Genomic DNA, 13,219 nt, shown 5'->3' on the forward strand with positions numbered 1-13,219 from the left:
TGCTTTCTTTTTATCTATAATACCCTACTATTAGTCGAAAATTAAATCCCTTTTGGAATAGCCTGAATCAACTTTTTAGTATACTCTGAAACCGGATTGGCATAAATTTCATCTGCATCGCCAACTTCTTCCAACTTCCCTTTGTTCATCACTAATAACTGATCACTCATATACTTTACAACAGATAAGTCGTGTGAAATAAAAATATAGCTAAATCCAAAATTCTCTTTCAATTCATTCAACAAATTCAATACTTGAGCTTGCACCGATATGTCTAATGCAGATACCGATTCATCACAAACTATTAATTTAGGGTTTACTGCAATTGTTCTAGCAATTCCTATTCGCTGTCGCTGACCTCCAGAAAACTCATGAGGATACCTATAAAAATGACTTTCTTCTAAACCAACTCTCTGTAAAAGTTCTAATACTTTCTCTTTTCGTTCCTTATCATTATTATACAATCCGTGAACTTTCATAGGCTCCATAATAGCCTTACCTACAGGTATTCTAGGGTTTAAAGATGAATAAGGATCTTGAAAGATCAATTGAATTTCTTTTCTAAGAGAACGTAATTCAGTCTTACTAATTTGTGTTATATCATTTCCTCTATAAAAGATTTGTCCAGCCGTTGCTTTATCTAGCTGAAGAATTGTATTACCTAAAGTAGATTTACCACAACCTGATTCTCCTACCAAACCTACTGTTTCTCCTTCATACATTTTAAAACTAACATCATTAACAGCTTTAAAAACAATATCTTTTTGCATTAAAAAACCTTTATTTACATAGCTTTTTTCTACATTTTTAACTTCTAATATTGGCTTGTTAGCATAAAGCTTTTCTAACCTGACTACTCTTTCTTCATCGCTTACTAACTTTGTACTTATAGACTCATTTAAAAAATCTTGTATTGTTGGTAATCTAAACAAACGCTCTTGAGTATCTGGCCTAGAACTAATTAATGCCTGAGTATATTGATGCTGGGGTGATTTAAAAACTTGTTGAGCAGACCCCTTTTCTACAATTTCACCTTTATACATAACCACTACTCTATCTGAAATTTCTGAAACCAAAGACAAATCATGAGAAATAAAAACAATACTCATTTTTGTTTCTTGTTGTAAATCTTTTAACAAAGAAATTATTTCTTTCTGAACAGTAACATCTAATGCTGTTGTAGGCTCATCTGCAATAAGAACTTGTGGCTTACAAGCAATGGCCATAGCTATCATTACCCTCTGTTTCTGTCCTCCAGAAATTTGATGAGGGTATTTATTATAAAGCTGATTAGGCTCTGGTAGTTTAACCCTATCAAACAAATTCAACACTTCAATCTTAGCTTCTTTTTTATTTATTTTTAAGTGTTGTAATAAGACCTCTAACACTTGTTGACCACAAGTCATAGAAGGGTTTAGAGAAGTCATTGGTTCTTGAAATATCATGGCTATTTCTTTAGCTCTTATAGCTTGAAAGTTTCTATTAGACAAACCTATTAACTCTCTTTCTCCGAATTTGATACTACCTGAATTGTAAATAGTGTTTTTTTCTGGCAAAAGACCTAAAACAGCCATTGAACTTACAGATTTTCCTGAACCTGACTCACCAACAATCCCTAATATTTCATTTTCAAATAAGTCATATGAAACATTAAACAATACCTGTTTTTCTTCTTCTCTATTTTTAAAAGAAAGTGAAAGATTCTGAAGACTTAATATTTTTTTCATTTATTTATTTTTTTCAATCTAAATGTAATTATCCACTCAACTTATAGACTATTAACTAAAATTTAACAAAAAAGGGGATTAACCATTTGATATTCAACACAAACTGTTAATTATTTTAACTAAATTAGCGCAACTCAAAAATAAAAACCCAAATAATTATTTTTTTATGAGAAATAAATACACCCAAAACGCATTGTTTTATCTATGCTTAATTTTATGTTCCTTTAACAGTTTTTCACAAACTGAGGAACAAAGAAAACAAATTATTAAAAACTATGATTTAGATAAATTACACCAATTATATCTTGAAAATAGTGCTTTTGAAAAAGAAAATAAAGAAAAAGCATTAAAAGCTGCAAAATTAAATGGATGGCCTATTATCAAAAAAGAAAAAGACGGTTCTTTTTCAGAGCTTCAGGGTATGATTAACGGCACACCATTATACTATTCTATAGATAATGATCGAGCTGCTATTTCTACTAGGGCAAACTTTCTTCATAACGGAGGTGGTCTTGGACTTAATGTAGAAGGACAAGGTATGACCGCTTATGTGTGGGATGGTGGTGCTGCTAGAACAAGTCATGAGGATTATTCTGGTAGAGTTACTATAGGTGATGGGACTAGCGTTGCATTAACTAGCAATAATGATCATGCTACTCATGTTACCGGTACTATTGTTGGCCTAGGTATGGGGAATAATGGCGGAGATAATTCAAAAGGAATGGCACCTCAAGCAAGTGCTGTGTCTCATGATTGGAGCAACGATTTAACAGAAGCAACTGCAGCAGCAGCAAACGGTATGTTACTTTCTAACCATTCTTACGGAACCCCTGTTGGTTCTATAGATGATGCTCAGAATTGGTACATAGGCGCTTACACAAGTACAGCTCAAAACTGGGATGAATTAATGTATAATGCCCCTTATTATTTGATGGTAGCATCAGCAGGTAATGATGGCTCAGATAACAGTAACACTGTACCTTTAGAAGGAAATTCTGCTTATGATAAATTAACAGGTAATAAAGTAGCAAAAAACAATTTAGTAATTGCTAATGGTCATGACGCTAATGTAGCTGCTAACGGTTCTTTAATAGGTAATCCTTTTAGAGTAAGTGGAAGTTCTGAAGGGCCTGCAGATGATTTACGCATAAAACCAGATATTATGGGAAACGGTTATCAATTATACTCTGCAAGTGTTTACGGAAATTCTAACTACAACTATAAAACCGGTACTTCAATGTCTGGACCAAATGTATGTGGTTCTTTATTATTATTGCAACAACATTACAATAATATAAATGGTTCTTTTATGAGGGCTGCCACCTTAAAAGGTTTAGCTATGCATACGGCGGACAACTCAGATATTGCAGGTCCAGATGCAAATACTGGTTGGGGATTGATGAATACGAAAGCTGCAGCTGAAGCAATAACCAATAATGGGTTAGGTTCTTGGATATCTGAAGAAACATTATCTCAGGGAGAAACCAAAACATTTACTGTAGTCTCTGATGGAACAAACCCACTATTAGCTTCAATATCATGGACAGACCCAACTACTGGTGGTTACACCAACACGACTAGTACTGCCAATGAAGCAACTGCTGCATTGGTAAATGATTTAGATATTAGGGTTGAACAAACAGGGACTACATTTTATCCTTGGAAATTAACCAGCGTTAACTCTAATACAAATGCTAATGGAACTGACAATACTGTAGACCCATTTGAAAGAGTTGATGTAAACGGTGCATCAGGAACATATACTATTACTGTTACACACAAGGGCTCATTAACCACAGGGAAGCAAAAGTTTTCGTTAATCATGACTGGTTTGTCATCTTCAATTGCATTAGTTAAGAAAACAGACGACCAAATTTTATGTTCTAATAACGATGCTACCTTTAACTTTGACTATAAACAAATTGGAGGAGGCACCTCTAACATAACTGCCAATAATGTTCCTGCTGGAGCTAGTGTTAATTTTACTCAAAACAGTTTTTCTGCAGACGGAAGCTTTGATGTTACTTTTGGAAACTTATCTTCGGTTCCAGCAGGAGAATATGTAATTGGAATCATTGCTGATAACGGAAATGAAACCGAAACTAGAAATGTCACATTAACTATTTATCACAATACTTTTACTAACATCAACCAAACTATTCCTGCAAATGGTAGTGTTAATATAGCAACTTCTCCTGTTATTAATTGGGATTTAGATGCTAATTCTGAAGAATACCTCATTGAAGTTGCTACAGATGTTAATTTTACAAATATTATTAATTCTGGTTCATCTAATACAAATAGTTATAATGTTAACGGATTGACTTCTGGGGGTGTATATTATTGGAGAGTTTTTGGTAAAAATAGATGTGCTACCGCTTCTAATGCGAATATATTTAACTTTCAGGTAGGAACAAACTGTAATGAAGTAGTACAAACTACAGACACAACTATTCTTGATCAAAATTCAGTCGACTCTACTTTAGATGTTACACAATCTATTACTATAAGCGATATCAATGTTAGAGTTGCTTATGACCACACTTGGATTGGAGATGTTAAATTAACTTTATTCGCACCGAACGGTAATAGAGTTACCTTAATTGATACAAATACCTGTTCAGACCAAACGAACTTCCATATTAAATTTGACAACGATGCAACTAATGATATAAATTGTTTAATTGCAAACAATGGAGGTTTAACAAACTACAAACCTGTAGGCGATTTAAGTAATTTTTATGGGTTAAATTCTGCTGGCACATGGAGACTTAGTATTATTGACGGTGGCCCAGGTGATACTGGAACAGTAACTGAATGGGCTATTGAGTTCTGTGACAACTCTGCTCCACCAACTGCTCCTAACTTTGTAAATAATGGTTTAAATGTAGATGTTAACTCTACTTATACTACTGTAACCGGAGATATTGAGGCTAGCACAACAGCAGAAACAGCAACTCAGCAAACATACACTCTTATTGAACTACCAACTATTGGAAATCTAAGATTAAATTCTACTAATTTAAATCTTGGAGATACTTTTACTCAAGATGATGTAAACACTGGTAAAGTAAGTTATGTGAATACTGAAACAAATCCATATGTTAATCAATTTAAAGTGAATATAGAGAATGCTGCAAGCGGTTGGTTACCTAATCAAATTGTACAGATAAACGCAGCTAATTTAAATATCTCTGATTTTGAAATAGGACAACTTAAAATTTGGCCTAATCCAGCTAAATCTAATTTATTTATTGAAATGAATGATGCTGTAAATAGCGATGTAAACATCTCTTTATTTGATTTACAGGGAAGACGTGTTTACCAAAATTCATTTAACAATAATAACTCTGTTTTTAATCAAACTATTGATTTAAACAACATAGCGAATGGATCTTACATTATTCAGATAGAACATGATAACAAAAAAGCTACCAAACAGTTTATCATAAATAATTAGAATATTTTATACAACAAAAAAGGCCAATGTAAAATAACATTGGCCTTTTTTATTATATCACAATAATATCTGATTCGTCTAGCAACTCTTCTCTCCTAAATCTTAAAAACACTTGAACAATGGCAATTACATCTTTCTCACAATATTGAATAATTCTATCTAAATCTTTATCTTTATAATAAACCATTGCTACTTGACTTCCATCAATATCATCTTTTGGTGATGGTATCTTTAAAATTTTTGTCAATAATTTTAACGAACTATAATGCTTATAATCTCCAAATTTCCATAATTCCATTGTGTCTAAATGAGGAACCTCCCAAGGCTTTTTGCCGAATAAGTTTAATTTATTAGGTATTTCAATTCCTAAAATCACCATTCTCCTAGCTATATACGGAAAGTCAAACTCTTTTCCATTATGAGCACAAAGTAAATGATGAGGCCTATTGAAATGAATATTCAATAAGTTGGCAAACTCTTGTAACAATTCTTTCTCTTCTCCATGAAATGTTGTGAGTCTCAAATTTCTATCACCTCCCTTATTAACTATATAACCTACAGATATACAGATGATTTTACCAAATTCTGCCCAAATACCAGCTCTTTCATAAAACTCTTCTGCTGTAAAATCATCTTTACGTTGATACTTAGTTTTTTGCTCCCAAAGCTCTTTTAATTCTACATCTAAATCTTGATAATTTTCGAAGTTAGGAACTGTTTCTATATCTAAAAACAGTATATGTTCTAAGTTTATTTTATTAAGCATAGTTAGCCCTTTCTATTTTTACTTTTTAATTTTTGCTTATAGTAATCTTTTTGGGCTATGTATAAGGTTTTGTTTATTTCTGAATAAACTTCTCCTTCTGAATTAGTTAAAGTTACTAATTTTTTGTAATCAATTTCCTTATTATTAGTAACATCTTTTACTATTTCTTTAATTTCTTCTTCAAAGAAAACAAAACTTCCATATAAGTCTTCTCGAGCTGGCTTTTTATATTTAATACAAGCTGCTTTGTCCCAAACTACATAATCATCACCTAAAATATTTAACAGTTGTATCATATAAATAGGATCGGTAGCTGCTTGCATAGAACCGCCAAATATAGCTCCTACATAATTCCTATTTTTATAACTGATAGGTAATTTAATTTTAACTTTATACATGTTTGAAGATATATATACAATCCTAGCTGTACTCCTTCTATACATTGGAGATAAGTTAAACCCTAACTTAAATAGTTTATGGGCTGGAAAAAAACGCTTTAAAAAGTTAAACGCTATTTTATACATAAAAGTAAATATTCGTTATGATAAAATTAGGCAAGAGTTAAACAAAAACCAATAAAGTTTGTTTAGAAAAGTTTAGTCTGTTTTATACCTAACTCATGTTCTAACAACCACTTTTTTCTCCATAATCCTCCAGCATAACCAGTTAAAGAGCCGTTAGCCCCTATAACTCTATGACAAGGAATAATAAGCCAGATCGGATTTTTACCATTTGCAGAAGCAACAGCTCGTATTGCTTTTTCATCACCTAATAACCTAGTTTGTTTTAAATAGCTTGTTGTTGTTCCGAAAGGTATTTCTAATAACGAATTCCAAACTTTTTTTTGAAATTCTGTACCCTGAGGATTCAATTTTAAATCAAACTCTTTTCTATCATTATTAAAATATTCTTGCAGTTGCTGAGTACAATTTTGTAGGCTATTAGGTATTTTTTTACTTAACTCAACATCATCATTTAAAATAGATACTATCTCAATTCCTTTATTAGTTCCAATAATTTTTGCTACTCCAATTGGTGTTTTAATATAAGCAATATCCTTATTCTTCATCTAATAAACCTAAACGCTTTGCTCTTGCCTCCCAATTCTTTCTTGCTAAATTTTGCATATTAGAATCGGTATCACTTTCATCCATTATCTCTAAGCCTAATAGAGTTTCTATAACATCTTCCATAGTTACCAATCCGCCAACAGATCCATACTCATCTACCACCAAGGCTACGTGCTCTTTTTCTTGAACAAACTGTTCAAAAAGGTTAGGTATTGGTATTTCTCTATCAACCACTAATATTTTTCTTTTTAAATCTCTAAGAACCTTATGATCTTTATCTTCTGCCAAGTCTTTATATACATCATCCTTTAAAATATAACCTGTAATTTCGTCTGGATTTTTACTATATATAGGTATTCTAGAAAAGCGTAAATTTTTATTTGCCTCAAAAAATTCTTTAATATTTACCCCTTCTTCAGCTATTTTCATTACACTTCTAGGAGTCATAATATCGCTAGCTAAAATTAACTTAAAGTTCAATAAGTTCTTTATCACCTTAGATTCAGATTCTTCAAAAACACCCTCTTCTTTAGCAATATCTGCCATTGCAGAAAAATCTTCTCTACTCAAAATACTTTCTCCATGAGCTCCTTTGCCAATTAATTTGGTAGTTAGTTGTAGCATCCATAAAATACCCGTCCACTTAAGGGGAAACATTAAAACATTCAGTGCTTTGGCAGTAAAATTTGCCAAGCCTTTCCAATAAGTTGCACCAATTGTTTTTGGAATGATCTCTGATACGACTAATATTAAAATTGTCATTATTGATGATACAATTCCTACAGTGTTAATTCCAAAAACTTCAAATTTAAATGGTAGCTGCTCTGCTTGTACTCCAACTAGAATTGCGCCTACTGTATGTGCTATAGTATTTAAAGTTAATATGGCTATTAAAGGTTTGTCTACATCTTTTTTTAAGTTTTCTAAAGAGGTAGCATAGGCTTTACCTTCTTTCTTTTTTACATTGATAAAAGTTGGAGTTACACTTAGTAACACCGCCTCGAGTATCGAACATAAGAAAGAAAAGAATATTGATAATACTGCGTAAGTTATAAGTAATGTCATAAAGTTATTTTTCTAAATCTTTAGAGAATCGATTGATTAGATCTGATGAGAATTGATTGATTAAAATTTCTTCTTTTTTATCCAAGTTTCCATCTGCAGCAGCTAATTGTCTTAAGGCATTTATAAAAAAGTCATACGCTTCATCTGGACCATTATCTGAATAGGTTTCAATGATTTTTTTATATAAATTATCAATAGAGTTATTAGACTGCATTTCGTAATTAAAAGACCATTTGATATTTTCTGAAGCAGGATGATCTTTTAAAATTTCATCTAACTTATCTATCTCATTTTTAGTAACCACTCCATCTGCCATAGCTACTAAATATAATAATTCTCCAAAAGTTTGGTATAATCGATGTTCGCTTATCATTCTATATTTTTTCTAAATATAATACTAAATCATAAACATCTCCATTTGAAAAATTAGAAAATAGCATACATTTTTGATTATCAAACTCTTTTTCAAATAGTAAAGTATCTCTGTTTCCTTTTAAAAAAGACTCTAAACTTAACTTGTTTTCTTTATATAAACTAGCCATATTTCTCAAAGCAGGCCCAGTCATATGTTTATCTATTTTATGACAAGCTGCACAATTAGCATAAAATAATTGTTTTCCATTTCTAGCTTCTTTAGAGTCTAACTTTGGCCTAGTTCCACAAATGAAAACATCGCTATCATCTACTCCACACCCAAGATTATCTCTTTTCATATTAATTAAAAAGAGCAAAAAAATAATCAATCCTAGTAGAGAGATATATAATATAATTAACTTATTCTTCAATTAAAAAATTAATTTAACCACATCTTTGGCAAAGTAACTCGCTATAATATCTGCTCCAGCTCTTTTAAAAGCTATAGTACTTTCTAACATAGTTTGGTCGTGATTTAACCATCCTTTTTCTGCTGCAGCTTTAATCATAGCATACTCGCCACTAACTTGATAAACTGATACCGGAACATCAAATTCGTTTTTAACTTCTCTTACTATATCTAAATATGGCATTCCTGGTTTTACCATTACAATATCTGCTCCTTCATCAATATCCATTTCGGTTTCTCTTAATGCCTCAAAACGATTGGCACAATCCATCTGGTAAGTCTTTTTATCTTTAGGTATATTTACCAAGTCTACTGGTGCAGAATCTAAAGCGTCTCTAAAAGGTCCGTAAAAAGCCGAAGCATATTTAGCCGAATAACTCATTATTCCTGTATTGGTAAATCCTTCGTCTTCTAAAGCCTCTCTGATAACACTTATTCTTCCGTCCATCATATCGCTAGGGGCAACAAAATCTGCTCCTGCTTCTGCATGTGAAATAGACATTTCTGCTAAGAATTCTGCGGTATCGTCATTAACTATAATTCCGTTTTCTATAATTCCATCATGCCCATAAATAGAATACGGATCTAAAGCTACGTCTGTCATGACTAACATATCTGGACAAACATCTTTAATAGCTTTAACTGCACGTTGCATGAGTCCATTAGCATTCAAAGCTTCTGTTCCTTTATTATCTTTTAAATTATCTGGAACTTTAGCAAAAAGTAATACCGATTTTAAACCCATTGCCCATAATTCTTTTACCTCTCTAACCAATAAATCTAGGCTAAAACGAAAGTAATTAGGCATTGAAGCTATTTCTTCTTTTACACCCATACCTTCTACCACAAAAAGTGGCACTAAAAAGTCGTTAGGAGTAATAATTGTTTCTCTTACTAAAGAACGAATGGCTTCATTGGTTCTTAATCTTCTATTTCTTCTTAATGGATACATTTAAGTTTAAAAGTTTAAAAGTTTAAAAGTTTAAAAAGTTGCCTTTCTCTGTTTTTAAACTAATGTTATAAATATTATTCTACCCAATTTTTAGGTTGCTGCAATACTTTTATTAGATCTTGCTCTTGAGAGCCTTCTTCTGGTTGATGGTTATACACCCATTGTACATGAGGTGGTAAACTCATTAAAATACTTTCTATTCTACCATTGGTTTTTAAGCCAAATAAAGTACCTCTATCATGTACTAAATTAAACTCTACATAACGCCCTCTTCGTACTTCTTGCCAGTTTCTATGTTCTTGAGTATATGCTATTTCTTTTCTTTTGTTTACTATTGGTAAATAAGAATTTAAGAAACTATCTCCTATCTGTGTTACAAAATTGTAACGGTCTTGCATAGAGAACTCTTCTGTTTCTTTTAAATAATCAAAAAACAAACCGCCAATTCCTCTAGCCTCATTTCGATGTGCATTCCAGAAATATTCGTCGCAAGCCTTTTTATATTTTGGATAAAAATCTGGATGGTGCTTATCACAGGCCTCTTTACATACTTGATGAAAATGAGTTGCATCTTCATCAAATAAATAATAAGGTGTTAGATCTTGACCGCCTCCAAACCATTGGGTGACGATGTCACCAGATGAGTTATACATTTCAAAATAACGCCAATTAGCATGCACTGTTGGAACGAATGGATTTTTAGGATGAATAACTAAACTTAAGCCGCAAGCAAAAAAGTTTCCTTCTTCTACACCAAACTGTTTTCTTAGTACTTCTGGTAAAACACCATGAACTGAAGAAATATTAACTCCTCCTTTTTCAAAAACATTTCCTTTTTCTATTACACGAGTTCTTCCTCCTCCACCTTCAGGCCTATCCCATAAATCTTCTTGAAATTTAGCTTTACCATCTACTTCTTCTAATGCTGAACAAATGGTGTTTTGTAAATTCTTTATATATGCTTGAAATTGTTCTTTCATTTAAGCTTTTTAATTAATTCATACAACTCCATCTCTAATGGTTCTTTATTAGGAGGTGTATACTCATTTGGTAATGTTCGTTGCCAAAGATACGCAGATTTTTCGGCAACAAATCAGTTTAAGTTTTTATACTATTTTGATTTATTTTTCTTAGCCTAGAGTTTATCAGTCGAGTTACTTTTCTAGCTTTAGTGATATCACAATTTGTCAATAAAATTCTTTAATATTCGTTCTTATAATAAAACTTAAATAGGTTTTTCTCTTTATAAATTTGACCTGATGGCCCTCCTATAAAATCAATTATATAACTTAATGTAGTAACTATCCAATTAACATGTTTATTTTGTAATTCAAAAGAGGCTATTTGGTCGAACTCATATTTACCATCATTATTTTTGTCCTCTTCATTTTTTATTTCAAAGGTATACTCCTCAACTTTAATTAAAAAAAATGGCTTTCTTCGTAAAACTACTGTGGTTGAATTCATAAAAATCAATCTTTCAAGCCTTAGATAGTATCATTGGCATCTAAAGCTAAAACTGTTTTGTAAGATGCTGCAACCACAGAGAGTGGCAATACCAAAATAAAACCAATTACAGGAATCAATAACAATAGCATAAAACCTACTCCGTTACCTATAGCTATCCCTTTATTTTTTTTTACAAATTTAATACTATCACTATAATTATAATGGCGTTCTAATGTGTAATCCATATTACCAAAACCTGCATAATATGCCTGTATTAGGAATATGAGAATAGAAAACACAATGCCTATTACGGGTATAAGACTTAAAAAGAATAACGGAAATATAAATAAGAGTTCTTTACCTAAGTTTCTAGCATTTATTTTTATAGCTCTCAACAAACTATTTGAAAAAGCTTTCATTCCTTCTTCTTTAGAAACAGAACCCAAATAATGGGCTTCTATTTTTTCTGATACTGGACTCATAAAAGGAGCCGAAAAAGCCATTACTATGTGTTTGTATAGTACCAATCCAACTAAAAAAATAAGTAGGCCTCCTATTATATGGCTTAAAGTAGAAACAAACTCACCACCCCAACTAAATTGCCATATTTTAACAATCTGATTTCCTAAATTTTCAGCAAAATACAATGAGGAAGCTACAACTATAATAGCGGTTAGAAAACTTATTAAAATAGGAATAGCAAAATACTTCCAGAGTTTCAATTCTTTTAGCAATTGAAAAGCTCTACCATAAGTTTTTAAACTTGATAAAATTTGTTGAAACATAGTAACCTTTAGAAATATTATCTAAAGATAGTAAATCTAAGCCTTATATTCTTTAACAGCATCTATAAACGCTTTAGCATTTTCTATAGGTATATTTGGTAAAATTCCGTGACCTAAATTCACAATATATTTATCCTTACCAAACTCATTAATCATTTGAGTTACCATCTTTTTAATTTCTGCTGGTGGAGAAAATAATCGAGTAGGATCGAAATTACCTTGTAAGGTAATATTTCCTCCTGTTAAATAACGAGCATTACGAGCAGAACATGTCCAATCTACCCCTAAAGCAGATGCATTAGACTGTGCCATTTCTTGTAACGCAAACCAACAACCTTTACCAAAAGCAATTACTGGAGCATCGTCTTTTAATGCTTCTATAATTTGATTAATATACTGCCAAGAAAATTCTTGATAATCTACTGGAGACAACATACCTCCCCATGAGTCAAAAACCTGTACGGCATTAACTCCCGCTTTTACTTTTTCTTTTAAATAAGTAATGGTAGTATCTGTAATTTTCTGTAAAAGCATATGTGCAGCAACTGGCTGTGTAAAACAAAACTCTTTTGCTTTATCGAAGTTTTTAGAACCTTGCCCTTGTACACAGTAACATAAAATTGTCCATGGAGACCCTGCAAAACCAATTAACGGAATTTCATCATTCAACTTCTCCTTTGTCATTTTAATAGCCTCCATAACGTAACCTAGGCTATCATTAATATCTGGAATAATTACATTGTCTACATCTTTTTGAGAACGAACAGGATTTGGCAAATAAGGACCAAAATTAGGTTTCATTTCCACATCTATATTCATAGCCTGTGGAATCACTAAAATATCTGAAAATAATATCGCAGCATCCATACCATATCTTCGAATAGGCTGCGCCGTTATTTCTGATGCCAATTCTGGAGTCTCACAACGAGTAAAGAAATCGTACTTATTTTTTAGCTCCATGAACTCTGGTAAATAACGTCCTGCTTGACGCATCATCCATACCGGAGGTCTTTCTACCGTTTCTCCTTTTAAAGCTCTTAAAAATAAATCGTTCTTTATCATTTTTTTCTCTATAAAATTAACAGCAGCAAAGGTAAGAATTTAAGCAGTATTGCACTAAAA

The 13,219-nt window shown here is 31.9% G+C and carries 14 protein-coding genes; 2 read left to right on the forward strand and 12 right to left on the reverse strand.

The features are described from left to right. Window positions 1-41: 41 nt before the first annotated feature. Entirely contained in the window at window positions 42-1,727 is a 1,686-nt protein-coding gene (locus ACFQ1O_RS04035; protein WP_377713606.1) for an ABC transporter ATP-binding protein, read from the reverse strand. 166 nt (window positions 1,728-1,893) lie between these two features. On the opposite strand from ACFQ1O_RS04035, the gene ACFQ1O_RS04040 reads away from it, so the two are divergent. Next, window positions 1,894-5,187, forward strand: a complete 3,294-nt coding sequence (locus ACFQ1O_RS04040; RefSeq protein ID WP_377713608.1) for a S8 family serine peptidase — start codon at window positions 1,894-1,896, stop codon at window positions 5,185-5,187. Between the two features lie 52 nt (window positions 5,188-5,239). Here ACFQ1O_RS04040 and ACFQ1O_RS04045 read toward each other — a convergent pair whose 3' ends face one another. Together ACFQ1O_RS04045 and ACFQ1O_RS04050 are read right to left on the reverse strand one after the other, a co-directional pair. Beyond that, window positions 5,240-5,953, reverse strand: coding sequence for a 3'-5' exonuclease (locus tag ACFQ1O_RS04045; RefSeq protein ID WP_377713611.1), 714 nt, complete (start codon window positions 5,951-5,953; stop codon window positions 5,240-5,242). Between the two features lie 2 nt (window positions 5,954-5,955). After that, window positions 5,956-6,396, reverse strand: a complete 441-nt coding sequence (locus ACFQ1O_RS04050; protein WP_377713949.1) for a DUF4442 domain-containing protein — start codon at window positions 6,394-6,396, stop codon at window positions 5,956-5,958. Between ACFQ1O_RS04050 and ACFQ1O_RS04055 the strand changes: the two genes are divergently transcribed. Next, window positions 6,350-6,532, forward strand: coding sequence for a hypothetical protein (locus ACFQ1O_RS04055; protein ID WP_377713955.1), 183 nt, complete (start codon window positions 6,350-6,352; stop codon window positions 6,530-6,532). The genes ACFQ1O_RS04050 and ACFQ1O_RS04055 overlap by 47 nt on opposite strands. Window positions 6,533-6,539: 7 nt before the next feature. On the opposite strand, the gene ACFQ1O_RS04060 is transcribed toward ACFQ1O_RS04055, so the two are convergent. The 9 genes from ACFQ1O_RS04060 to hemE all read right to left on the reverse strand — a co-directional run bounded on the left by ACFQ1O_RS04060 (window position 6,540) and on the right by hemE (window position 13,159). Continuing rightward, window positions 6,540-7,022, reverse strand: coding sequence for a methylated-DNA--[protein]-cysteine S-methyltransferase (locus ACFQ1O_RS04060; RefSeq protein ID WP_377713614.1), 483 nt, complete (start codon window positions 7,020-7,022; stop codon window positions 6,540-6,542). Further along, window positions 7,012-8,088 carry a CNNM domain-containing protein gene (locus ACFQ1O_RS04065; protein WP_377713617.1) on the reverse strand — a complete coding sequence of 359 codons (1,077 nt, stop codon included), beginning with the start codon at window positions 8,086-8,088 and terminating at the stop codon, window positions 7,012-7,014. Before ACFQ1O_RS04065 ends, ACFQ1O_RS04060 begins: the two co-directional genes overlap by 11 nt. Window positions 8,089-8,092: 4 nt before the next feature. Beyond that, window positions 8,093-8,461, reverse strand: a complete 369-nt coding sequence (locus ACFQ1O_RS04070; protein WP_377713620.1) for a TerB family tellurite resistance protein — start codon at window positions 8,459-8,461, stop codon at window positions 8,093-8,095. Between the two features lies 1 nt (window position 8,462). Next, window positions 8,463-8,801 (reverse strand): c-type cytochrome, encoded by a 339-nt coding sequence (locus ACFQ1O_RS04075; RefSeq protein WP_377713623.1) that lies wholly within the window; start codon window positions 8,799-8,801, stop codon window positions 8,463-8,465. A gap of 72 nt (window positions 8,802-8,873) precedes the next feature. Continuing rightward, complete coding sequence (gene hemB, locus ACFQ1O_RS04080) at window positions 8,874-9,863, reverse strand: porphobilinogen synthase (protein WP_377713625.1); 990 nt, start codon at window positions 9,861-9,863, stop codon at window positions 8,874-8,876. 74 nt (window positions 9,864-9,937) lie between these two features. After that, on the reverse strand, window positions 9,938-10,843 hold the full coding sequence (gene hemF, locus ACFQ1O_RS04085) for an oxygen-dependent coproporphyrinogen oxidase (protein WP_377713627.1): 906 nt from the start codon (window positions 10,841-10,843) through the stop codon (window positions 9,938-9,940). Window positions 10,844-11,063: 220 nt separating this feature from the next. Continuing rightward, window positions 11,064-11,330 carry a hypothetical protein gene (locus ACFQ1O_RS04090; protein WP_377713629.1) on the reverse strand — a complete coding sequence of 89 codons (267 nt, stop codon included), beginning with the start codon at window positions 11,328-11,330 and terminating at the stop codon, window positions 11,064-11,066. Between the two features lie 20 nt (window positions 11,331-11,350). Beyond that, complete coding sequence (locus tag ACFQ1O_RS04095) at window positions 11,351-12,097, reverse strand: EI24 domain-containing protein (protein ID WP_377713631.1); 747 nt, start codon at window positions 12,095-12,097, stop codon at window positions 11,351-11,353. A 36-nt stretch (window positions 12,098-12,133) separates the two neighbouring features. Continuing rightward, window positions 12,134-13,159, reverse strand: coding sequence for a uroporphyrinogen decarboxylase (gene hemE, locus ACFQ1O_RS04100; RefSeq protein ID WP_377713633.1), 1,026 nt, complete (start codon window positions 13,157-13,159; stop codon window positions 12,134-12,136). Window positions 13,160-13,219 lie beyond the last annotated feature (60 nt).

The organism is Pseudofulvibacter geojedonensis (assembly GCF_042675745.1).
Taxonomy (GTDB): Bacteria; Bacteroidota; Bacteroidia; order Flavobacteriales; family Flavobacteriaceae; genus Pseudofulvibacter; species Pseudofulvibacter geojedonensis.

Excerpts from the sequence above, each read along its gene's own strand:
- ACFQ1O_RS04035 (WP_377713606.1), bottom strand. The coding sequence starts at position 1,727 with ATGAAAAAAATATTAAGTCTTCAGAATCTTTCACTTTCTTTTAAAAAT.
- ACFQ1O_RS04040 (WP_377713608.1), top strand. The coding sequence starts at position 1,894 with ATGAGAAATAAATACACCCAAAACGCATTGTTTTATCTATGCTTAATT.
- ACFQ1O_RS04045 (WP_377713611.1), bottom strand. The coding sequence starts at position 5,953 with ATGCTTAATAAAATAAACTTAGAACATATACTGTTTTTAGATATAGAA.
- ACFQ1O_RS04055 (WP_377713955.1), top strand. The coding sequence starts at position 6,350 with ATGTTTGAAGATATATATACAATCCTAGCTGTACTCCTTCTATACATT.
- ACFQ1O_RS04050 (WP_377713949.1), bottom strand. The coding sequence starts at position 6,396 with ATGTATAGAAGGAGTACAGCTAGGATTGTATATATATCTTCAAACATG.
- ACFQ1O_RS04060 (WP_377713614.1), bottom strand. The coding sequence starts at position 7,022 with ATGAAGAATAAGGATATTGCTTATATTAAAACACCAATTGGAGTAGCA.
- ACFQ1O_RS04065 (WP_377713617.1), bottom strand. The coding sequence starts at position 8,088 with ATGACATTACTTATAACTTACGCAGTATTATCAATATTCTTTTCTTTC.
- ACFQ1O_RS04070 (WP_377713620.1), bottom strand. The coding sequence starts at position 8,461 with ATGATAAGCGAACATCGATTATACCAAACTTTTGGAGAATTATTATAT.
- ACFQ1O_RS04075 (WP_377713623.1), bottom strand. The coding sequence starts at position 8,801 with ATGAAAAGAGATAATCTTGGGTGTGGAGTAGATGATAGCGATGTTTTC.
- hemB (WP_377713625.1), bottom strand. The coding sequence starts at position 9,863 with ATGTATCCATTAAGAAGAAATAGAAGATTAAGAACCAATGAAGCCATT.
- hemF (WP_377713627.1), bottom strand. The coding sequence starts at position 10,843 with ATGAAAGAACAATTTCAAGCATATATAAAGAATTTACAAAACACCATT.
- ACFQ1O_RS04090 (WP_377713629.1), bottom strand. The coding sequence starts at position 11,330 with ATGAATTCAACCACAGTAGTTTTACGAAGAAAGCCATTTTTTTTAATT.
- ACFQ1O_RS04095 (WP_377713631.1), bottom strand. The coding sequence starts at position 12,097 with ATGTTTCAACAAATTTTATCAAGTTTAAAAACTTATGGTAGAGCTTTT.
- hemE (WP_377713633.1), bottom strand. The coding sequence starts at position 13,159 with ATGATAAAGAACGATTTATTTTTAAGAGCTTTAAAAGGAGAAACGGTA.